Annotated in this window: 19 protein-coding genes; 6 read left to right on the top strand and 13 right to left on the bottom strand. The window is 42.4% G+C overall.

What is annotated here, in order from left to right; genetic code table 11:
• The first annotated feature begins 3 nt into the window (after positions 1-3).
• Positions 4-657, top strand: coding sequence for a thiamine phosphate synthase (gene thiE, locus WN948_RS04020; protein ID WP_342305717.1), 654 nt, complete (start codon positions 4-6; stop codon positions 655-657).
• A gap of 71 nt (positions 658-728) precedes the next feature.
• On the opposite strand, the gene WN948_RS04015 is transcribed toward thiE, so the two are convergent.
• A complete protein-coding gene (locus WN948_RS04015) occupies positions 729-2,237 on the bottom strand; it encodes a serine--tRNA ligase (RefSeq protein WP_342306533.1) in 1,509 nt (502 codons plus the stop codon).
• A 263-nt stretch (positions 2,238-2,500) separates the two neighbouring features.
• On the opposite strand from WN948_RS04015, the gene WN948_RS04010 reads away from it, so the two are divergent.
• Both WN948_RS04010 and WN948_RS04005 read left to right on the top strand, forming a co-directional pair.
• Positions 2,501-3,430, top strand: a complete 930-nt coding sequence (locus WN948_RS04010) for a ketopantoate reductase family protein (RefSeq protein ID WP_342305716.1) — start codon at positions 2,501-2,503, stop codon at positions 3,428-3,430.
• Between the two features lie 43 nt (positions 3,431-3,473).
• Positions 3,474-4,043 carry a uracil-DNA glycosylase gene (locus WN948_RS04005; protein ID WP_342305715.1) on the top strand — a complete coding sequence of 190 codons (570 nt, stop codon included), beginning with the start codon at positions 3,474-3,476 and terminating at the stop codon, positions 4,041-4,043.
• Between the two features lie 20 nt (positions 4,044-4,063).
• Here the strand turns inward: WN948_RS04005 and WN948_RS04000 are convergent, their stop codons facing one another.
• The 12 genes from WN948_RS04000 to hisS all read right to left on the bottom strand — a co-directional run bounded on the left by WN948_RS04000 (position 4,064) and on the right by hisS (position 16,368).
• Positions 4,064-4,297: a KEOPS complex subunit Pcc1 gene (locus WN948_RS04000; protein WP_342305714.1), complete on the bottom strand. Its 234-nt coding sequence runs from the start codon at positions 4,295-4,297 to the stop codon at positions 4,064-4,066.
• Positions 4,294-5,634 (bottom strand): DHH family phosphoesterase, encoded by a 1,341-nt coding sequence (locus tag WN948_RS03995; protein ID WP_342305713.1) that lies wholly within the window; start codon positions 5,632-5,634, stop codon positions 4,294-4,296. Before WN948_RS03995 ends, WN948_RS04000 begins: the two co-directional genes overlap by 4 nt.
• 32 nt (positions 5,635-5,666) lie before the next feature.
• Positions 5,667-6,875, bottom strand: a complete 1,209-nt coding sequence (gene glmU / locus WN948_RS03990) for a bifunctional sugar-1-phosphate nucleotidylyltransferase/acetyltransferase (protein WP_342305712.1) — start codon at positions 6,873-6,875, stop codon at positions 5,667-5,669.
• Positions 6,872-8,173, bottom strand: a complete 1,302-nt coding sequence (gene glmM / locus WN948_RS03985; protein WP_342305711.1) for a phosphoglucosamine mutase — start codon at positions 8,171-8,173, stop codon at positions 6,872-6,874. Before glmM ends, glmU (WN948_RS03990) begins: the two co-directional genes overlap by 4 nt.
• Before the next feature lie 27 nt (positions 8,174-8,200).
• Positions 8,201-10,030, bottom strand: a complete 1,830-nt coding sequence (gene glmS, locus WN948_RS03980; protein WP_342305710.1) for a glutamine--fructose-6-phosphate transaminase (isomerizing) — start codon at positions 10,028-10,030, stop codon at positions 8,201-8,203.
• A 10-nt stretch (positions 10,031-10,040) separates the two neighbouring features.
• On the bottom strand, positions 10,041-11,258 hold the full coding sequence (glmU, locus tag WN948_RS03975) for a bifunctional sugar-1-phosphate nucleotidylyltransferase/acetyltransferase (RefSeq protein WP_342305709.1): 1,218 nt from the start codon (positions 11,256-11,258) through the stop codon (positions 10,041-10,043).
• A gap of 145 nt (positions 11,259-11,403) precedes the next feature.
• Positions 11,404-11,862 carry a 30S ribosomal protein S15 gene (locus WN948_RS03970; RefSeq protein ID WP_342305708.1) on the bottom strand — a complete coding sequence of 153 codons (459 nt, stop codon included), beginning with the start codon at positions 11,860-11,862 and terminating at the stop codon, positions 11,404-11,406.
• A gap of 197 nt (positions 11,863-12,059) precedes the next feature.
• Positions 12,060-13,292 (bottom strand): hypothetical protein, encoded by a 1,233-nt coding sequence (locus WN948_RS03965; protein ID WP_342305707.1) that lies wholly within the window; start codon positions 13,290-13,292, stop codon positions 12,060-12,062.
• Positions 13,293-13,305: 13 nt separating this feature from the next.
• Positions 13,306-13,803 (bottom strand): hypothetical protein, encoded by a 498-nt coding sequence (locus WN948_RS03960; protein WP_342305706.1) that lies wholly within the window; start codon positions 13,801-13,803, stop codon positions 13,306-13,308.
• Between the two features lie 278 nt (positions 13,804-14,081).
• Complete coding sequence (locus tag WN948_RS03955; RefSeq protein WP_342305705.1) at positions 14,082-14,642, bottom strand: hypothetical protein; 561 nt, start codon at positions 14,640-14,642, stop codon at positions 14,082-14,084.
• Positions 14,642-15,136 (bottom strand): hypothetical protein, encoded by a 495-nt coding sequence (locus WN948_RS03950; RefSeq protein ID WP_342305704.1) that lies wholly within the window; start codon positions 15,134-15,136, stop codon positions 14,642-14,644. The genes WN948_RS03955 and WN948_RS03950 overlap by 1 nt, the downstream gene beginning before the upstream one ends.
• The gene (gene hisS, locus WN948_RS03945; protein WP_342305703.1) at positions 15,133-16,368 is read right to left on the bottom strand and encodes a histidine--tRNA ligase; all 1,236 of its coding nucleotides are present in this window, start codon (positions 16,366-16,368) and stop codon (positions 15,133-15,135) included. Before hisS ends, WN948_RS03950 begins: the two co-directional genes overlap by 4 nt.
• Positions 16,369-16,708: 340 nt before the next feature.
• Between hisS and WN948_RS03940 the strand changes: the two genes are divergently transcribed.
• From WN948_RS03940 to WN948_RS03930, 3 genes are all read left to right on the top strand, one after another.
• Positions 16,709-20,767: a hypothetical protein gene (locus WN948_RS03940; RefSeq protein WP_342305702.1), complete on the top strand. Its 4,059-nt coding sequence runs from the start codon at positions 16,709-16,711 to the stop codon at positions 20,765-20,767.
• A 9-nt stretch (positions 20,768-20,776) separates the two neighbouring features.
• A complete protein-coding gene (locus WN948_RS03935; protein ID WP_342305701.1) occupies positions 20,777-21,376 on the top strand; it encodes a sarcinarray family MAST domain-containing protein in 600 nt (199 codons plus the stop codon).
• Positions 21,377-21,505: 129 nt separating this feature from the next.
• The gene (locus WN948_RS03930) at positions 21,506-22,804 is read left to right on the top strand and encodes a TrpB-like pyridoxal phosphate-dependent enzyme (protein ID WP_342305700.1); all 1,299 of its coding nucleotides are present in this window, start codon (positions 21,506-21,508) and stop codon (positions 22,802-22,804) included.
• The last annotated feature ends 47 nt before the right edge of the window (positions 22,805-22,851 follow it).

The raw sequence follows: 22,851 nt of genomic DNA, 5'->3' as shown, positions 1-22,851 counted from the left end.
ACCATGGAAAACAAAAGATTATTGCTGAACCTTATGGACTTCTATCTTGTGACTGATTCAGGTATGTCCATAAAAGGAACCCTGTCAGATGTAGAGAATGCAGTTGGTGCAGGATGCAGAATAGTCCAGTACAGAGAAAAAGCCATAAGCACAAAGGATATGATCCTTGAAGCAACCCAGATTAAAACTCTATGTGGCACTGAGGTGATATTCCTTGTGAATGACAGGGTTGATGTTGCACTCGCAGTTGATGCCGATGGTGTTCATATCGGCCAGGATGATATGCATATATCAACTGCACGAGCTCTTCTGGGCCCGGATAAGATAATCGGTCTTTCGGTACACAATGTTGAAGAGGCTATGGAAGCAGAACAAAACGGTGCTGATTATGTGGGTCTGGGTCCTATCTTTAACACCACCACCAAAAATGATGCAGGGGATGGTATTGGTCCTGAAAGTATCAGGGCAGTGAAAGATGCAATAAAAATACCTGTTGTTGCAATCGGTGGTATCAATAAACAGAATAGTGAAAGTGTCATAACAGGTGGTGCTGACAGCCTGGTAGCCATCTCCGCGGTTGTATGTAGTGATGATGTTAAAAGGGAAACAAAAGAATTCATTAATCTTGTAAGACTGGTCAAGGGACAGGAACAGTAAGATAAAATTGTATTGTTATTTTAAAAAAGAAATGGATTTTGATGGGATATTATTCCCATCAAAACAAAAAATCAGAGGAATTTGATTCCCTCTGGAATCTTTCCTACTCTTTTCCTAAATTCCTCAGGCCAGTTCTCAGGGTCCAGTCCTTTCTGCGCAAAGAACGCAGAAGCCCATCTTTCCAGTCCAACACCGGAACATCCGGACCAGAGTTCTTCTCCTGACTGGCATTTAACATTGAATCCTGAAGGGTACTTGTTTCCGTTCACACTGACATTCTGGAACTCAAGCCATTCTCCATCTTCGCCACGGTAAGGCAGGACTGCTTCATAATCCGTTGTACCCGCTTCGGTCTGTTCGGAAACACCGGTAAGTCCTTCCTGCGCCATGAACCAGGGTGTAACCCATGCTTTTCTCCATTCGAGGTCCAGTATCTCATTGAAGATGTGCATGTATCTTTCGTGTAATTTGTTAGCGGTTTTTATTACCTGTTCTTTGTTTCCGACCCAGAGAATCTCTATCCTGTGGAATTCATCCACACGTTCCATACCGTGAATCCCACCACTCTCATACCTGTGTGAAGTTCCTGACCTGTCAAATACTCTTATGGGGAATTCATTGGTGGGTACCGTTTCGCCCTGCAGGTATGTCCAGAAAGGAGGACATTGTGCATAACACATTCCGCCGATAGGGTCGCCGATTTTCTCTTTTATAAGGGACGTAGGGACCTCAAGGGTCACTTTATAATGGTCAATGACCTCTTCCCAGAACTCGGGGTCTCTGGTCTTTGGAGGGCAAACGTAATAGATTTCAGGATAAACACCTTTTGCATGTCCTGATTTCTGCCATACTTCCCAGGGCACAAGTTTTGGGAAGATCATTTCCCTGTACTCCAGAGGTTCCAGCAGTTCGTCAAGCACTATCTTCTCAAAGGTCCTGAACATCTTTGTGGACTGAGGGCCGTGTATCCATTGTCCTCTGCTGGCTCCTCTTTTGAGCCATCCGGCTTCCACCATTGCTTTTGTCGGGTCTTCAGTGAAAACGTGTTCCTTCTTTTCACTCTGCCAGAGTACATTCCAGTGCTCTGTCTTTCCGCCGTATGTCTGTTGTTCCAGTTTATCTTCCATCAGAGAAAGTATCCTGTCAGGTACACGGTTTGACATTGCAGCTTCATCAACATCAAGTACAAGTTTGATGTTTCCGTTTTCATAGCTCATCTCTGTGACATAGGGAATCTTCATCTGGGGAAGTTCTTTTTCAGATGGCACTTCAATGGTGTATGACTTAACCTCGATTCCGCGTATACCGATCTTGAACTCTTTTCCGAGCTTAGCTGCGAGGGGTTTTTTCATACGAAGCAATGCATCATGGACACGTACATGCCTGCCAGACTGAATAGTAAGATTGATCCTGTCTCCATCAACACTATGCTCCGTTACCTTTGCTCCCTGTCCTTCAGGTGCTCCTTTGGTGAGTGCGGTCTGATTAGCTTCATCAATGTATGCGTTAACAACGTCCACAGCTTTTGTTGCATCAGCACTTGTCTTCAGCGAACACTCCAACCTGAATTTGAAATTGATTACAGCTCCGACACCATCAGGTTTGTCTGCTGGACAGCATTCATCTCTTTTCTTTGCTTCCATTATGATTCCATTCCTCTTTGTGATTTTGATAATTTAGTGGCGATAAGTAAGTTATGATGCCTGATTTCCACAAATATTTATCTGTGTCTGGTTACTTTATGCATGATGTATCTTTTGCTAATTAAGAGCTTCTCTTTATGCCATCCAGGAGTTATTCTTTTAACGGAAAAAAACATCTAAGTCAGAAATGAGGGTCTGATATGAATGTTCTAATATTAGGTGCAGGAGCGGTAGGTCTATCCCTTGCCGCAAAACTTTCTTCAGTTTGCAATGTGCATGCGGTATGCCGGCGGAGGCATGCTGATAAAATTATGTCTGATGGTTTCAGAATGACTGGGATGTGGGGTGATGCCACTTACACTTTCAGTTGCTCGGAAGATGTGCCAGATAATAATTATGATTACATTTTCATTACTTCTAAATCAACTTCTACCAAAGCCATATGTGAACAGTTCTCTGATATTATCAAAGGCAGGGAAGTCATTAGTATGCAGAACGGTCTTGGTAACGAGGAAATAATTGCCAGATACACCGATAAAGTAATTGGAGGCACCATTATCACCGGGTTTGAATGGGCAGGCGATGCACAGATACATGTTTCTGTGGAAACAGGTCCCATGAACCTTGGAAGGTTCCCATCAGGTATGGATGAATCTGTGTTGAAGCTTGTGGAACTCGTAAAGAGTACAGGCATCCAGGTTACTGGAACAGAGAATATAATGAGTTCCGTCTGGTCCAAGGTTTTATACAATTCAGCTCTAAATCCACTTGGTGCAGTCATGGGTGTCCCCTATGGAAAGCTAGAGAACCCACATGCCTGGAGCATAATCAAGAATATTGTAAAAGAAGCTTTTGTGGTAACAGAAGCAGAAGGTGTTGTACTCCCCTGGAAAACAGCAGATGAATATCTAACATTCCTACGTGATTTCCAGCTTCCAAACACAGCAGGACACCATTCTTCAATGTTTCAGGACATCTCATCAGGAAGAAAGACCGAGATCGACTTTCTTAACGGTGCTATTGTTGCAAGGGCAAATGAATTGGGCATTGACACGCCATATAACACTTTCATTTCAGAGCAGATACATTTCATGGAAGCGCTGCAGGCAGAAAAACAATCACAGGATTAAATTATCTATTAAATCGATGTAACTATAGTTGACAGGTGTGTACATGGCAATCCGAAAAGTGAGTGAACTTGTAGAACAGGGATTTGAAGGCATCGAAAAAGAGATTATGGAATGTACTGACTGTCAGCTTCATGAAACGGTCACAAACAGGGTCATCAGTAAAGGCTCCAGAAGTCCCAGGGTGGTTTTCGTGGGCGAGGCTCCCGGCAAGAATGAAGATGAAACTGGTATCCCCTTCTGCGGCAGAGCTGGCAAGAATCTTGATGTTATGGTCGATTACATGGGGCTTTACGAGAATGATTACGCAGTTATAAACACAATAAAATGTCGTCCGCCAAATAATCGTACCCCTCTGAAAAGTGAGATAAATGCCTGCAAACCATTCCTTCAGGCTCAGATAGAACTTCTTGATCCGAAAGTTATCATTCTGCTCGGTAACACTGCGGAAAAAGCCTTTTGTAACGGTGAGAAGCTCGAGTGGGGTGTTCCCAGAATAGTGGATGGGAAATATACTCTTTTGAAGATTTATCATCCGGCTGCTCTTATCTATCAACGCTCAAGAATCGAAGAACAAAATGCTCTGATAGATAGCAACAGGAATCTGTGGGAATGAAAAAGTAGTTTTAGAATACTTTATTCTTTAAGTTTTTCGGCTATTTCTTCTGCTATTTTTGCATTCATTAGGAGATCATCAACCGTAGCTATAAGCGAGGTTATTTTCTCTGTAGAAATGTGGATACACACACTGCCATTCTTTACCTCAGTACGCATGTTTGTCAGGTTATCAGGAGCCAATGAGTTCGCAATTTTCTTAGCTATCTGCATAGCTCCTTCGTCTTTGAACTCGATGGTAGTACTTATCTTCATTCACTCTTCTCCGGTTTGGGGAGTTGTTCCAAAACGATCTCATCAACTTTGCTGATGAACTGTTCTGCCGTTCCAGGGGGTATAGAGGCACCGGATGCCACATTATGTCCTCCTCCTTCACCATCGACCAGTTTAGCAGCCTCACGGAGTGCAAATGACAGGTCAAGTCCTTTTTCTACAAGTGCACGGGTGCCTCTTGCGGAAACTTTAACAAGGTCTTCTACCTGGTTGACTGCAACGAAGGGCATTTCAGGATTGACATATCTGACGAAAGTACTTGCTATAAGGCCAGTTCCTTCCATATCTTTCCCTATCAGATATCCAATGCTATTACCCTGTTGTACTATATCCAGGCCTTTTTTGATGTTTTCCACAATTGATATCTGGTTGGATATTGTCATATCTGCTGCTTCTGCCAGGTGTGTGTCGTTCTTCATACATATAGAGAGTCCCATGCCGGCTTTTTCGGCCTTGCCACACGTGTTCAGTATTGCAACGAGATCATAAACGTTGTGAACTAGCTCCTTGTTAAGGATATATACATCACCAATAGCTGCATCGATGGCTTCAGGACTGGCGTTCTTTGCCAGTTTGAGAGCGATGGCGGATGTAAGTTTCTTGGTCTGGTCTGGATCAAGGTCTTCAATATTGCCATGAAGCCCTAGAATATCGAGGAAATTATCTATATTCTCCCTATCTCCAGTGAAGTCGAGATAAGGTTCAGGTGTGTACTCAAGTATTTTTGCAAGGTCTCCGTCACCGATTCGAAGTCCTTTCCTAACGGATACAATTTCTGCGTTCACAGCCTCTTCCAGTATGTGGCCGTTGATTGTGCTGAAAAGCTGTTTATCGCCCACAGCACCTGCAATTGCGAGTCCTGCAAGGTCTATATTATCAGGTCCCATTTCCATCGCTACAAAGAAGGTTACTCCGGATCCGGACACATGCATTGCTCCGTCAATTCCGACAATGTGTGGGTTCACAAGAACCTTGGCAGGTGTCTCTCCTACCGGCACGTGATGGTCAAGCACAATAATCTCCTGCTTGATCTCAGAAATTATATCCGACTGCCCGCTACCCATATCGCAGAAAAGTACCAAATCACCGTCAGCAGCAGTAGCTTTTACCATTTCCACTACGGCTTTATTAAGCCTTGGTACAATGGTAGTATGAAAGCGGATGTTCTTTCTCATGAGTGCCTGGCAGATTATTCCGGCAGACGTAAGACCATCAGCATCATTGTGTGAAATGACACGGACATGCTCATACTTCTCAATTACATCTGCTGCTTCTCTTGCCAGTTCCTTGAGTTTTTGCATCTCGATATTTAGTTTCATCCGAACCTCCGGGATAAAGATTGCAATATGTCTTAATTAGCTTTTCTTTTGTGTGTGACAACTTTACCGGGCATGGTAGAACTTCCGGGTTCCATTACAGTACCGATATTGATGCTGGTATTGATGCCGGTATGAACATCATCTCCCATGATGACTCCAAGTTTCCTGCGACCCGTGTCTACCAGTTCACCTTTTACCACTGACCTTATGTTCCTGTTATCGTGCCTGAGATTCGCAACCTTAGTGCCAGCACCGAAATTACAGGCTGTGCCTATGACACTGTCACCAAGATATGAAAGGTGTCCTATTTTCGTGCCATCCATGATCACGCTGTTCTTTACCTCCACAGCATTGCCAATATGAACATCATTGCCAATAGCGGTTGAAGCTCTGATGAAGCAGTTAGGTCCTATATCACAGTTATCGCCAATAATTACCGGTCCGACTATGTAAGCACCGTTGCGGATAATGGTGTTCTTGCCAACATTGACGTTTCCATTGAGGGTTGCATAAGGCTCAACGACACCTTCTCGTGTGTTATCTATATTTTCAAGCAGCACCTTGTTTGCATCCAGTATGTCCCAGGGTCTTCCAATATCGATCCATTCGCTGGTGAGTATCTCATAACCAACGCTGCAGCCATCGTCTATCATCATCTGCAGTGAGTCTGTTATTTCATATTCCCCTCTTTTTGATTTTCCGGTTTTATCTATGTAATCAAAAATAACATCATCAAAAAGATATATGCCAGCATTGGCAAGGTTAGTAGGTGGGTTCTTTGGCTTCTCGATAATTCTGGTAACCTCATCTTCCTCGGTTTCAATGACACCGAACTGAGAAGGATTCTCAACTTTCTTCACACTAATAATCGCATCTTCTGTTCTTGATATAAGGTGGCTGATATGTTCTTTGCTTACAAGCATGTCACCGTTAAGAACAATGAAATGTCCTTTCACATATTCTTTTGCATAACCGATGGCATTGGCAGTTCCAAGCTGCTCTTCCTGATGCACGTACTCGACACTGATGCCAAGGTGGCTACCATCCATGAAATAATCCATAATTGCATCTTCACGGTATCCGGTAACAATGAGGAACTCTTTTATTCCTGCATCCGTGGCAGCATTAATTGTATGTTCCATCATTGGTTTGTTCGCTATGGGAAGCATAACCTTTGGTTTGGATACGGTGAGTGGTCTCATTCGTGTGCCTTCACCGGCGGCAAGTATAACGACTTTCATAAAAGGCACTCCTTAACGATGCTCTCTACTTTTGCATGGAGTTCTTCCACATTCTTTCTGGCCTCTGCTGTAATTCTTATCTTTGCCTCGGTTCCAGATGGTCTGACAAGCACCCAGCCGTCTTCCATATCAATTCTGATGCCGTCTATACTGGAAACTTCACCCATTGTTGCAAGCTTTAAGCTGATAGCTTTCATAACTTCGTCCTTTCTCGAATTATCACATGCAACTGTAGTTCTGAGTGTTGGGTACTGTGGGAGTTCTTCTCTAAGGGCCGAGAGTTTCTTTTCCTTGACTATATCGACAAGAAGGGCAGCAGCGTAGATTCCGTCAGGGCAATAGGAAATCCTTGGGAAGATCCAGCTTCCGGAAGGCTCACCGCCAAAATCAGCTTTCTGCTTCTTCATTTCCTCAGCGACATAAACGTCGCCCACTCGTGTGTGGATGATAGTGGAACCAGGGAGTGCATCATCGACTATCATTGAGGTGTCAACAGGTACTACAACCTTTGGATTGTCTTTGCATTCATAGCGTGCAAAGATGGCAAGCATTTCGTCCCCTGACACGAACACACCATTTTCATCCACTGCCATCATTCTGTCAGCATCCCCGTCATGTGCGATACCAAGGTCCGCCTCAAATGCAGTCATCGCTTTTTTCAGCATTCCTAGATTCGAGTCTTTTGGTTCAGGATTACGTGCAGGAAAATGTCCGTCAAGCTGTGAGTTAAGTGTTATAACCTCGCATCCCATCTCACGTAAAAGGAATGGTGTTATAGTTCCGCCGGCACCACCTCCACAATCCACAATAACTCTTAGGGGTGCACCGGTTGAATGGCTGCGTATCATATCAATGTGGTCTCTGACTGCATTTTCATATGAAGATAATTCTCCTATCATATTCCAGTCTACATTAGCAAAATCCTCTTTCTCGATAATGGATTCTATTTCTTCCTGCTGGTTGGAATCAAATGCCATTCCATCAGGGTTCCAGAGTTTAATTCCTACATCCTGTGCAGGGTTATGTGATGCAGTGACCATGACTCCGCAGTCATAATTGCGGGTTGCATATGCAAGTGTGGGTGTTGTGACAAGACCAACGCGGACAACATCACATCCTGCAGACATAAGACCTGAGATGATCGCATGTTCTATCATCTCCCCGGCTACACGAGGATCTCTTCCGATGACTGCAGTCTTTTTTGATATGCCAAGAGCCATTCCTACTTTCAGGGCCAGGTCAACGGTAACTTCTATATTTGCAAGTCCACGGATGCCTGAAGAACCAAATAATTTCATTCAATATCCTCTCTTAAAATAAAATGTTCATTCGACGGTTACACTCTTTGCAAGATTCCTGGGTTTATCAATGGAACAATCCTTTGCCAGTGCAGTATAATATGAAAGCAACTGCAGTGCTACAGATGAAAGGACCGGTGCTAACAATTCATGTGAAGGTGGTACTCGGATCACAACATCCACATATTTTTCTATCTCTGTATCATCATCATCAGCTACTGCAACGACAATGGCATTGCGTGCTTTTACTTCTTTGATGTTGCTGAGTATTTTTTCATATGTATGTCCCCGGGTGGCTATTGCAACTACGGGTGTCTCATCAGTTATAAGTGCCAGAGGACCGTGTTTGAGTTCACCAGCCGCATAACCTTCAGCATGTATATATGATATTTCTTTGAGTTTAAGTGCTCCTTCAAGGGCCACAGGGTAATTCAGGTAGCGCCCGATAAAGAAACAATCTCTCTTGTCTGCGAACAGCGTAGCACATTCCTTTATTGCGTCTTTTCTGTTGAGTATCTTTTGTATCTGTCCTGGAAGACGCTTCATTGCAACGATAAGATCCTTTGCCTCGTTTGCGCTGACAACACCACGTATCCTCCCGAGATGAATGGCAAGCATGTATAGTGTGATTAACTGGGCTGTGAAGGTCTTTGTTGCAGCAACTCCGATTTCAGGTCCTGATCTGGTATACAGTACGCTGTCAGATTCTCTTGTGATGGTGCTTCCAACAACGTTTGTTATGGCAATGCTGCGACAGCCGTAGGAGCTTGAACTCCTGACAGCAGCCAGGGTGTCAGCGGTCTCGCCTGACTGAGTAATAGCAATTGTTAATTCCTCTCCACAAAGGACCGGGTTACCGTATCTAAATTCTGATGCGGTTTCTATATCAGTATGGAGCCCTGCGAGCTTTTCAAAAAGATATTTGCCAAGTGTTCCTGCGTTCCATGAGGTGCCACAGGCTATAATGGTAGCTCTTCTAAGTCGTTTTATCTCTTCACGTTCAAGATAGAGTTCATCCAATGTAACGGTTCCTTCAAGCTCTGATAATTTACCTGCAAAGGTATTCTGGATCGAGGTGGGTTGTTCATGGATCTCTTTTAACATGAAATGCTCATAACCTGCTTTTTCAGCAGCTTCAAGGGTCCATTCTATGGTTTCCGTATCTCTGGAAACACTGTTTCCATCAAGGTCAAATATTTCAATAGAGTCTGGTTTTAGAAAACCTATCTCATTGTTGTTGATATAGATTACTTCCTTTGTATGCTTTAAAAAAGCAGTGACATCTGATGCGGCATAATTGCTGCCGTTCCCTATTCCTATAACAAGGGGACTATTTTTTCTGGCAAAAGCTATTATGTCGGGCTCGTCAGCACACAGGGCTGCAATTGCATATGAACCATCAAGTTCTTTTATTGTTTCTGCAAGGCTGTCAAGCAGGCATTTTTTTCCACTGCAGTTCATATTGAAATGCAAAAGATGTGCTATAACTTCAGTATCCGTTTCAGACTTGAATTCATATCCAAGGTCTATCAATCTTTCCTTGAGTTCCATATAATTTTCGATGATCCCGTTGTGGACCACTGAGATATTAGATGAGAGATGGGGGTGAGAGTTTCTGGTTTCAGGTTTTCCATGCGTTGCCCATCTTGTATGTCCTATACCGATGTTTCCCTGCATATTCTCAGGAATTATGGCTTCCAGGTTCTTTATCCTTCCAGCTATCTTGTATGTTTCAAGTGATCCGTTGAAAACAGAAATACCTGCAGAATCATATCCTCTGTATTCCAGCATTTTGAGTGATTCAAGTAAAATGGGCACGGCTTGTCCATCACCAATATATCCAACTATTCCACACATTTTAATCACCTTAAATCAAGATTGAGTCTGCTGGAATATCCTGTGTAATCGTTTTACCTGAACTTATGCGACAGTTCACAGATACCAAATTTCCTGCACGAACAAGCACGTTGCTTCCAATCTCCGTATCATCACCTATAATGGTCCCGAGCTTTTCTGCGTTTTGCAACTCGCCTTCGATCTGAATAAGCATCTCAGTATTTTCTTCTGTGATGAAATTTGGTCCCGTTGAAACGTTACTTCCAATTACTGAACTGGATACATTACTGTGGGTGCTGATACGTACATCATTCATGAGGATACTATTCTTTATGTATGTGAACGAGGCCACTGAAACGTTATTTCCAATGCATGTAGAAGGAAGTATGACAACATTTGGTCCGATGTCACAATTATCTCCAATGACTACTGGTCCGACTATATATGAGCCTGCTCTGATGGTGGTGTTATTTCCTATTGATACGCTGCCTTTGATATTTACTCCATCTTCAACCTTTGCTTTGCTGATGTCGGTTTCAAAGTCACCAAGTACAATTGTGTTTGCTTCCAGCAGGTTCCATGAGTACACAGCATCAAGCCAATCTGTATTGGTTATTGCCATTGTCACATCTATTCCATTATCGACCATTGATTGGAGTGTGTCAGTTATGGCATATTCTCCAGTTGCCGAGATTGGTGTTTTTTCTATCATTTCAAATATTTCTCGTTTGAATAGATATGTTCCTGTGTTGATCAGATGACTTACAAGCGTCTTTGGTTTTTCAATGATTTCCTTAACATTCTTTCCTTTTGCAACTATTACTCCATAGTTGCTGACGTCGTCTTTTTTGCATGTAAGGATTGTTGCATCGCCTTGTGCACCGTTTATAAGATCCGATATTGTATCGGGGCCTATTATGTTATCACCATTCACAACAATAAAGGTCTCTTCATTCTGGCCAATCATCTGGCGAGCCTGAAGAATGGCATGTGCGGTTCCGATTTGTGTTTTTTGTTCAATGTATTCTATTTTGACGCCAAAATCTAACCCGTCTTCAAAATGATCCATTATGCGTTCTTTTTTATATCCTACTATCAATATAATTTCCTTGATGTTGTTTTTTACAAGGGCATTGATGACATGTTCAAGGATGGGTTTGTTTGCTACCGGAAGCATTACCTTTGATCTTGCAAGTGTAAGGGGCCGGCATCTTTTACCTTCACCGGCTGCGAGAATGATTGCTTTCATGGCATACAATGATCTTTAAAACAATTTATAAGTTACCTTCGAAGGTATTTTAAAATAGATTCACTTTACAGTTGAAACTAAGAAAAATATAATTACAAAAAAAGAATTAAGTTTGGCCTTTCGGCCAAACATTTGTATTGATTATTTATCTTGTGATCAGCATTGCAGCTGTCTCTGGCTTATACTTCCAGGTAGCTGGAAGAACCTTTGTGGACTGGTAATACTTAACCAATCTTCTAATCTTTGCTTCGGTATTCTGAAGGGAACGTTTGTTGTGAACATCCTTGTTGTTGCTGTCCATATGTTTCCTCAGTCCGATAGCCTTTACGATAAGGTTGTACAGGTCCTCAGGTACGGCGAAATCCTCACCATTCTCTCTGAGTATCTGTGTGACTTTCTTGCCTGTTGCGATCTTGACGTCAGGTACACCATATTTGTCCCTGAGTACCATTCCAATTTCACTTGTGCTGACACCCTGTTTCCACATGTCATTCACTACAGTTGTCACTTCTTCAGTGGTCATTGTGGACCATGCCGGTGCTTCGGTACGAAGTGGTCTTGTTGGGCCGGACTTTCCTTTTTTCCGGGTATGCATTTTTGCCATAAGCTTCCTCCTGATAATTGTAAATTAAGTTCTGATTTAATGTGTATAGGTTTTAGATACTTACCAGATCGTTGAACTTGGGAGACAATCTGATAATATGTTAATGTGATTGGCGAAGTGCTTCCTATGAATACTATCATCTAATATATATGTTATGATTGATGGAATCGCTTTTGCGAACTCTATTTTTTTAGTCCTCACCATATAATGAGCACAATGTCTGCACCAGCCGGATTCGCTGTTTTATATATTGCATCTAATTGGATGTTGGCAAGTTCATATCTTGTGCTGTTGTCCGTGGTATTACATATGAGTGCGATAGTCTTGTTGATATCATCACTCTGGTAGTTAATGATATGATCTGATATGAGCTGAGTGTTCACATCCATTATTACAGTATTGACTGTGTCTACAATATCCAGGCTGATACTTTGTTCTTCCGGGTTTATTGCTATGTTCAGTCCGTAAAGGTCATTTATTGTGTAGTTCATGCATCCAAGGGCACTCTGTATCACAGGGCTGCTATAATTTTCATCATCAGGACCTGCAAGACATGCCAGTTGTTCACTGTTTACCGATATCTCAGTGCTATTTAGTGATGACAGATAATCATATGGAAAAACGATATCTGTAATTATCTCTGCACATCCACCCGATGCAATTCCAATGCTGTCGTTGAACATATCACGCAGCTCTTTATCCGGCTCAGGAGAATTAATCGCATTGTGTATTTTTGTCTCATTGAAAGGCTTGTATATCTCTTCTTTTGTGACCAAATATGTTACAGGTAGCGATATCCTAACTTTTTGCTTGATTGCAGTTTCAGGTGCTTCCTCTCCTATTACTATATCACTTTGTAGTTTATATCCGATAACAGGCTGCCAGTGGGCTTCAAATCTGTAATTATATCTCTGTCCTATGGTTCTTTCAAGGTGAGCTTCTATTTGCCTTTCAGTTTCAAAGCTTTGCATTTTTGTCATGGGATTAAGAGGTTTCATAGTACCGTTCTCTGTCTGGTACAAGCTCAGTACCAGACCCTCGGCTACAAGGTCTGAAAAGGTGCGATGGCGTTGTTCTTTTGTAAATACTGTCTCCTCTGCATCTTCAAGAATTGAATTTTCCGAGAGGTTTACATTGATGCCTGCCAGATCAGTGGGTTTTAATGTGTACTCAAATTCATCTACGGTGCTGCTCATGATGGTATTCATTAGGCACATGTCCATAACCTGCGCTGAAGTATAAGATGCCGATCGATATTGCTCATCTGCTGCAATAGAAGGCAAAAGAATTACTGCGGAAATAGAAACCAGGATTAGGAAGAAAATGGCATCGATGCTTGATGAGAATGCATTCTCATCCCTGAACATTTCAGAGAGATGGCTTTTTTTCCCGGTGGGTTTAGATTGTAGCATGTCGATCTCCGTTTTCACATTTCCACTTGTTTCATTCCCACTTGTTCTGCATGATCTTCACAGTAATGGTTCCGGGAACGCAGCGTGCATTGCTTCCAAGTTCAATGACAACTGGCACTGATGATGCAATGACATCCCTGCCATTAAGTGAAACTGCCCCGTCTACAATTGTCCATTGGTGGTTTCCATTGTCTGTTACCGCTTCAACATAAAACTCAAGATTGGGGGAAAAACGCTGGAAGAACATATAGCGTTCCTCATTTGCAGAGGAAGTGGTAATCCTGTCAAGTGATTCTGCAGAAATGAGTTCAGGTCTGCTTCCCTGAAGGGGTGGATAAGATGCAATGTCCTGTGCTATCATGGCAGCCTGCTCATAGTTTTCAAGTGCCTGTGAATTGTCATTGAATGCGATGAATGTCTTTGACAGGATAGCTGCAAAAACAACAAATCCAATAACCACCATTGCGGTAGCTATTATATCGTTGTTCGGCTCAAGAAAAGCTCTTTCATCACTGGTAAACGAGGACATATTCAAGTTCATTCACCTCGCTTCCGTCTGTTACAAATACGTGTTTTTTTTCTATATGGACTTCTTCACTGATGTTCAAACAGAACTCTTCTGCTGCGGTAATGGACAGGAACTCTGTCAGGTTTGTGTATGGAAATAGTAACTATTCAGCCTGATAAAAACGCTATCAATAACAATCTTGACAAAAAGTTGAAACGTAAATTTCATTAGGATCATTTATTTTGATTGTTGCTATTGATTGCTTTTTTGATTGTTAGATTGTTAGTGAGCAGACATCTCTATTTCGATGAAATCAGTACCAATAGGCAAATCGTGCCAGGCTGAATAGTTACTGGAAATATTGAATTAACAGGGTGGCTTGCATTTCCATCTGCTGCAAATTCTCCTGTGAGGAGATTCCTGAGATTTTCGGGACTAAAGGGTAGTGTCCTGTAATTCAGAGGTTTGACAACAGCCAGGTTGTTTCCACTATCCGAAAAAGTGCAGCTTACATATTCTCCGGTGACTGAGATATTTAGTCTGCCACGGTTAGTTAGTTGTCTTGCAGAACTGTCAAAATTGTATATTTTCACTGCATTGTCTGTACCGGAATGAATACTTCCCAGCGAATCAATGTTTGATGCCAGGTCAATTGCGAGTACTTCCAGCTCATTCTTTTTGACCATATCTGATGAAATGGAAGTCAGATTATATACTGCGGCAAAGATGACCACAGTTACTATGATGAGTGCTGTTTTTGAAAGTATCAGGTCTACCCACGCAGTGTTATCATCAGTAAAGCTTTTCGTACCAACTAACGAAGAAGGATCTATGGTATTAACTATTGTCCGTTTTTTCATTACAACTGGGACTTATCACTAAGTGTAATAAAAATTTTTCTATTTTGATCGCGGACACTTTCCATGGTAATTATGTGCGGACCGGGGCTCAGGACAGCGCATCCATCAAGTGAAACATTAGAATAAAATGCAATGGACTCTCCGATGATTTGCTTTCCGTTGACCTCTATGTAGTAGTTCCGGGAATCGGAAGGCCAATTATCCTCTTTCCCCGGGACAGCTCCCATTACAAGTTTTGTATTTGAAGGAATATCAATTTCAAGAGTTATATTGCTGCCAGCTCCCCTGGAAGACATCTGGTCAGCATGACCTTCTATTTCCGATATTACAGCTTCAGTAGCATACATTTCCTCATTTTCAAGTAGTGAGGATACTGCTGTTGATAGTAGAAGCAGCAATGCTCCTATGGCAATAACTGCAACCACCATTCTCATGGGAAGGGCATCTGCTGCCCTTTCATTTTTTATGATGCTTATCGGGGATTTTTCCATCATTTGTTTGTAAGTTTTTGAATGACATCTTCAAGAGTCAGAAGTTCCTGCTCACCGTTTTTCATGTCCTTCAAAGTAACTTTTCCGGCTTCAACTTCCTGCTCACCGATTATTACCACATAATTGGCACCGATGTTGTTTGCATAGGATAACTGGGCTTTGAAATTCCTCTTCATCAGGTCATTGTATACCGGCATGTGTGGCCTGAGTTTAGTAGCAGCTTTCACAGCATCAAGACGTGTACTGTCCTTTGCAATGATAACGAGCGGCTTGTCATCAGGCGCTTCCATCTCACAGACTTCCATTATCCTGTCAAATCCAAGGCCGAATCCTGTGGATGGCACATCTCCGCCGCCAAATAGTTTGATAAGATTGTATGAACCTCCTCCACATACCTGATTCTGGGCACCAAGTCCCTCAGCGTATATTTCAAAGACTGTGCCTGTGTAGTAGTCAAGTCCCCTGGCGATTCCAAAATCAATTGTATATTCCACGCCGTAGGTATCCAGAAGAGTCAGAAGTTCCTGGAATGTCTCTATTTCAGGAATGTCTCCCACAAGTTCCCGTGCCTTTGTCACTGCTCCCTCTCCTGTGAGGCATATAAGTTCAAGGAGTTTCATGCGCAGGTCTGCAGGTGCGTTTATTTCCTCAAGGAAATCATTGAGTCCTGTGTCATCTTTCTTGTCAACAAGTCTCATTATTTTGCTCTGGTGCTCGGTTTCCAAAACGTTCAGAAGGTTTCTGATAACACCAAGATTATTCACGTGAAGGTCACCTTTGATACCCACGGATTTGAGCATCTCGGTTGCCAGTGCAATGACTTCAGCATCAGCGTCTGCTCTTTTGCTGCCAATGAGTTCCACACCGAACTGCCAGAATTCTCTGAAGCGTCCTTTCTGGGGTCTCTCATACCTAAAGCAGTTCTCGAAATAGAACAACTTCAATGGTTGCTGGTATGATTGCATCTCATTGACATACATTCTCATGACAGGAGCTGTCAGTTCCGGACGCAGGGTCATTTCCCTGTCTCCCTTGTCTTTGAAGTTGTAGAGTTCCCCTACTATTCCTTCACCGGATTTGAGTGTGAAAAGTTCCAGTTTCTCAAATGTTGGAGTGATTATCTCGTTGAATCCCCAATTCTTAACGACCTGACGTAGTATGTTCTCCACGTATCTTCTTTTCTTTGTGTCTTCCGGGGGGAAATCACGTGTACCTCGTGGTTTGCTTATCTTCATTTTTTGTCAACCTGATAATATGAATGATCTATAAATGGTATTATAGTGATTGTCTGAAAGAAAGTTCTTCCTTCTTCTGATCAAGTATGTCTGGTAGTATAAATGTAGTATATTTTACAGTTTCGATTAGTTCTTGCTTATGCCTGGTGATAGAACAGGACATTATTTTGAAATGTGATGTTCTTTACTGAAGCGGCTGATGATATTTTTAATCATTGGAGTAAATGAATATTGGTATGTGATTATAAAATTTTGATTAAAAAAGAACAAAATAACGAAGTTTAAATAATCTTCTGTAATGCTTTGCTCAGTTCACATCAGCATCAAAAAAGGTTAGTTCATGAATTCATATCCCGCGAATAAAAAACGTTGTTTTAGTCAGGATACCCGGGCTTACATTCCCTTTGCGGTAATTGGTATGTTCATTCTTCTCTTCGCGGTAATAGCATCCGTATATATAGCAAAGACTGATTATGAACTTGCGGAAGTTATCTACACTACTAATACTGCTGATATGGAAAGAGCAGCTGTTGAATTTGCATCTGCTGATCTTGCACGCTGTCTCAATTATGCGGGCATGGAAGCTCTTGTATGGCAGGGTGAACATCCGGTGATAAAACCTGAAACCACTACAAATGAAATTATGGGATCTGATGATTTCTCCGTATCATCCGATAGTCGTGATGTAGAACCCGGTGATACGATAAAGGTATCAGTGTCCCTTCCTTCTGATACATTCAAATTCATTTCCTGTCTCTTTTCGGATAAGCAAAGGACCCTGATTGTAAAAAGTGATTCAGGGACGATATACAAGAAGATAGACTACAATGAATCCCATTCATTCTGGAGCAGCTCAAGTTTCGAGGAAGAGATCGTGATTCCCGAAAATGCTGAATATGGTTACACTTACCTGATTCTGGAATATGACGAAGAGGCAAAGGCAGTGGACTGGTTCCATGTGGGCAGCAGTCCTATTAAAGATATCACTGCGGAGTATTTCAATGAATACCTGCAGACATCCTATCAGGAAAACCAGCATACTTTCAACAATTATGCGGTTAACATAGAACCGAATGTTGATCCTTCGCAAATAAGAATAGATAAGATCAACGGAACCCTGAAAAGGGAGATTAGCAGGTCAGCTTCAGATGATCCTGATTATCCTATATATTATATTATGAACGTCCATGACCTGGATTATACTCTGGTGGACCTTACAACGAACGCATCCAGCACAGATTCCATGAATGTGACAGCTATCATCACTTCTAGAGAACCCTTGCTGGAGCAATTGGTCAACGAATACGAAACAGAGTTAAGCGGCGGAGTTACCTCTGACATCGTACTGGGTGCTACCAATATCCGAACTTTCACATATGGCCCGTGGCAACACTATCTGAACGGTCCGTTGAACATTGTCACCGGTCCGTCATTGACGGCTTCTGTGAATGCCGGCACTCTCTATGCCCAGAAACGTATCTTTGATTCTGTGGACCCATGGGCTCTCACATACACTACTTATTACAACGGAAAAGTTCTCTATAATGATGTCAAACGCGACACCAGTACCTACGAAGATGACAAAGGAAGTAACCTGAGCACTACCTACGATAGTCTCTCAGATGAAGGCACTTTCAATATCAGCGTCTCACAGGGGATAAACAAGTCCATGAAAGATGCCAATACTACAATGGAAGAAGTCGCCAATAATTCAAAGATAGTGGTTTCTGTTTCCAATTTCACAAATGAGGTGTATAGCAACTGGGTCTACAACGATGATGATGTGTGGAAAAGCACGGAATACCCGGACCTGCTGCATGATGTTACTCATGAGGTGTACAGCGGTACGATACAGGGGCAGGTCATCAGAGATGGGTTCAATACTTCAACTCCTTATGATTTGCAGGTCGGATCTACAACTTACGAACCTGCTACATGGCAGGGTGGGAACTCAAAAACTGGTACGGACATTAAGTGGACAGCCCACTATCCAGTCAATGTTTCACATACCTGTGCTCTGACACCTGATTATAATTTTAGTGGCATATTAGATGTAAACCACAAGGTGAATATCGATGCTTCGTCCCACAAATGGTATTATAAATCTGTTACAGTGAATCATGTATCCACAGACGTAGTCTGTGAAGGAGTGGATGTTAATTATGAATACCTTGGAAATGACAGGATAGAAAATCTTGAACGCACAGACGGATACCTGTCTGACGAGAATCATAGTTTTGACTGGAAGGTCACTTACAACGTCAAATTCAGGATCAAAACACGCTGGGACATCGATTATACATATCACTGGTCTTACATGACCTATAATTCATATACGAACAACCGCAAATATTTCAATGGCGACTCTTCCGACTCACTCAAAAATTACCCGCTTAATGATTATACAAAAGTATCCCACACACAGACAGAAACTGAGAACTTCAGCGTTGTATATTATCAATACCTACCTTCCGGTGGGTACAATGGCCTGAGTTCCTACGGTTCTGGAAGTGGCAATGACTACAAATCAAGCACTGTGATTGTCGACGGCATTCCATTAAATGATAAGGGCTGCAGTGATGCAGCAGATAAGTATCGTGAACAGGAAGTCTCTCCCAAACTACCAATTCTTCAGGGCAATTATCTTGCTTACACCAACGGAACACTGCTCCCTGTGGAAACAGTTTATTGCGACGTTCCTGACTGGCTTCATTATAATATGGCAACAGAAATGGAGGAGATGTTCAGTGCCATCAATACGGATAATCCTACCAGGGAGGTATCCTTGCTTGGCGCGAATCTTGGCAAAAACCCAACAACGCTGATACAACTTGCATCTCTGGATCTTGCTGCGGAGATGAAGGGAACGTCAAAACGAGAATCTTTCATCCAACAAGCTCAATACATGGACGCAAGCCAATTCACTACAAGTAGTGCTGCCTGTCGTGCCATTGCAAAGAATGAAGCATACGAGCGCCTGCTCAAAGAGCTCAAGGAAAGAAACAAAAATGCAGAAGGCTCATTTGATCAATACGTTGACAAATCTTTTGAAGAGGAACAGGGCCATTCCCTTCTAAGTCTTTTAAAGAACAAAGTCTCAACCGATGTACTCTTCAACAACCCTGCTATGGATAAGGCTTCAACTGCCCTTGGCGCAGAAATGGGCATCATAGAAACGATGCAGGTTGTAGGAATGCCCAACAGCAAATACAACTGGACCGAAAACCTCATTCTTGTTGTGGACCAGTACCCTGATTATCTCTACCACGACCCGGGTTTCGACCTTCAAAGCCAGTATAAATGGACGGATGAATCCGGCAAGGAAGTATATCCGCTGGCTGTTCGTAATGTCTGCGTATTCTCCACAGGAATAGGTGATGATATTGCAGCAATGCTTGCTGATGCTTCTGAACCCCTGAAAGATGTGGTTTCCCAGTCTATGAGCCAGAGTCTTGCAGATGCAAATGCTGAAATAGATTCTCTGCTTGAAGATATCGGCAGCAACAGTGCAGAGTTTACCATGAAAGGTGTATCTACAGATACAACCCACATAGAAGAGAACCGCACGAGAATGATGGACGCATACAGCGATGCTATCAGACAGCAGGTACCCTTGACGATTGCTAGCGAAGTTTCAAAAGACCCGGTTCTGAGCACATGGATCAGCAGTGCAGATGTAAACCAAATAACTAAAGATTACCTTGCAACTCTATCAGATGCTGAACTTGTAAACATGAGCTCAAACAACACCCTTCAGGATGATATATTTGCTCAGGTCAGCCAGAAAATCATAAATGAGAATCCTTCAATCCCCTCCAATGAAATTGATGTGGCACTATACCGCCTCGAAGCAGACATGCAGATTGGTGTGACAGAAGGAGTGTGCGTAGCTATACAGAGCTGCCAGGCAGTTATCGATCAATGTTTCACAAACATCAATAACGAGTTACAAAACAAACTGGATGAATCAACTGATAAACTGACAGCTCAGTTTGCTGAAAAGATGGAAAAGAGGTTGCAGAAATCTATGAAAATGATTCCTTGCGGATTGCCTGTGTTGCCACCTAACTGGGTTTGTACGGTGAATGTGTGGGAATATGATGTAAAAGGTGTTTATAAGGAATTTGAAGTTATTGATAACGATAATGAATGCATGTTCAATCCATATTTTGGACATGATGCACAAGTTTACATTCGTAAAGATGACAGAGTTGTTCATCCTACAAAAAGAGAAGACGATGGTGGATTCATCTATATTGGGCGTAACCAACCGATTGTGTTTGGCTTTTCTGGGTTCGCAGCAACAATTGTAGGACCAGGGCCAAAAGGAGTTGGAGATAAAGTAGGAGATAGAGATGAAAAATCATTTTATTATGAGGATTTTGAATCACAATTTTGAGGAGCAAATATGAATTATAAATTAGGTATTGCATGTGTTTTATGTTTATTAGTAATGTTTTCAACACCAGTGTCATCTAAAAGTTCCAATTTTAATATTGATGTCTACTACAATGATCAATTGTATCCTGGAGCTTCAACTCCAAAACCACTTTTGAAAATAGGTGAACCATTCAAACTGAGATTTGAAATGACATGTTACAAAAGAAATGATTTGTCAGTAATGTTAACTTCGATTGGGGAAAACGATTTTGACATACTTGAAGGTCCAACATCAAAGTTAGGATTGTTTACAGATGGGGTAATGGAGGTAAATGAGACAAGGGTTTTTGAATGGACTGTGGCTCCAAATGAAGAGTGGGCTGGAGGAAGTGCACCAATTGATTTTTACTACCAAATGACTGATTTGGATACTGCAAAAACGATTACAAGTGGTAGATTCACCGCCGCCTACGTCACAATCTCCGAAGAGTACTACGATGGCCTTGAAACAACGGCAGCGCCCATCGATGACTCTGACAGTCAGAGCAGTTCACCAACAACTCCGGCATTTACAGCGTTGGCCGCTGCATCTGCTATGGTAGCAGCAGTCCTTCTCAGAAAAGAGTAGATTCAATTCACAGAATCTCTTCTTTTTCAATCACTTTGCTGTCCCAAAATAAATCAAAACCATTAAATACATCGTCCAATGTACTTAGTTATACATCAATGAATTGACTTTTTCTACAGAGGTATAACTATGGATCATACAAAGATTTTACTTGATGAAAATGAAATGCCAAAACAGTGGTATAATATACTTGCAGACCTGCCTGTTGAGCCGCCACTCAATCCGGCAACTAACGAGCCAATGGACCCCAAGGATCTTGAGCCTATCTTTGCAAAGGAGCTCATTCAGCAGGAAATAAGCACACAGAGGTATATTGACATTCCTGAGGAGATCCGGGAGATATACACTCTCTGGAGGCCATCACCTTTGCATAGGGCACACAGGCTTGAGAAGGCACTGGGAACACCTGCAAAGATATACTACAAGAACGAAAGTGTCAGTCCTGCAGGAAGCCACAAGCCGAACACTGCTGTTGCACAGGCATACTATAACATGAAGGAAGGCACAGAAAGGATAACAACCGAAACTGGTGCAGGCCAGTGGGGTAGTGCATTATCACTCTGCTGTAACTATTTTGATATGGAGTGTAAGGTCTACATGGTAAGCTCAAGCTATTACCAGAAACCATACCGCAAGTCACTTATCAATCTCTGGGGAGCAAATGTTGTTCCATCCCCAAGTAACGAGACACAGTTCGGAAGAAAAATCAGGGAAATGTATCCTGACACATCAGGTAGCCTTGGTATAGCTATCAGTGAAGCAATCGAGGAGGCAGCACTTAACGATAACACCAAGTATGCACTTGGCAGTGTCCTCAACCATACAAGCCTTCACCAGACCGTAGTAGGTCTTGAGACCCAGGCACAGTTCGATAAGACCGAGGATTATCCGGACATAGTCATCGGATGCTGTGGTGGCGGAAGTAACCTTGCTGGTGTTGCTCTCCCATACATCAGGGACAACCTTGCTGGTAAAACCAACACAAGGTTCATCGCAGTAGAACCTTCTGCATGTCCAACTCTTACAGCAGGCGAATTCAAGTATGACTTCGGTGACATGGCAAAAATGACACCTCTGCTTAAGATGTACACACTTGGTTCAGAGTTCATACCACCTGCAATTCACGCTGGCGGTCTCAGATATCATGGTGTTTCACCAATCATTAGTAAAATTGTTTCAGAAGGTCTCATGGAAGCAACCACCTACCACCAGATAGAGATATTTGATGCAGCAGTGACATTCGCACGCAGTGAGGGAATTGCTCCTGCTCCTGAATCAGCTCATGCTATCAAATGCGCCATTGATGAAGCACTCAAATGCAAGAAGACCGGTGAAGAGAAAACAATTCTGTTTAACCTCAGTGGACATGGTCACTTTGATATGGGTTCCTATGACAAGTATTTCAGTGGTGACCTGACCAACGACTAAATTTAATAATTAATTCAAATAGGGTTTAGTGGCATGTTTCTCATGCC

Origin of the sequence: Methanolobus sp. ZRKC5 (assembly GCF_038446525.1) — an archaeon.
Taxonomy (GTDB): Archaea; Halobacteriota; Methanosarcinia; order Methanosarcinales; family Methanosarcinaceae; genus Methanolobus.
The sequence above is the reverse complement of the archived record's forward strand: the minus strand, read 5'-3'. Positions and strand labels throughout refer to the sequence as shown.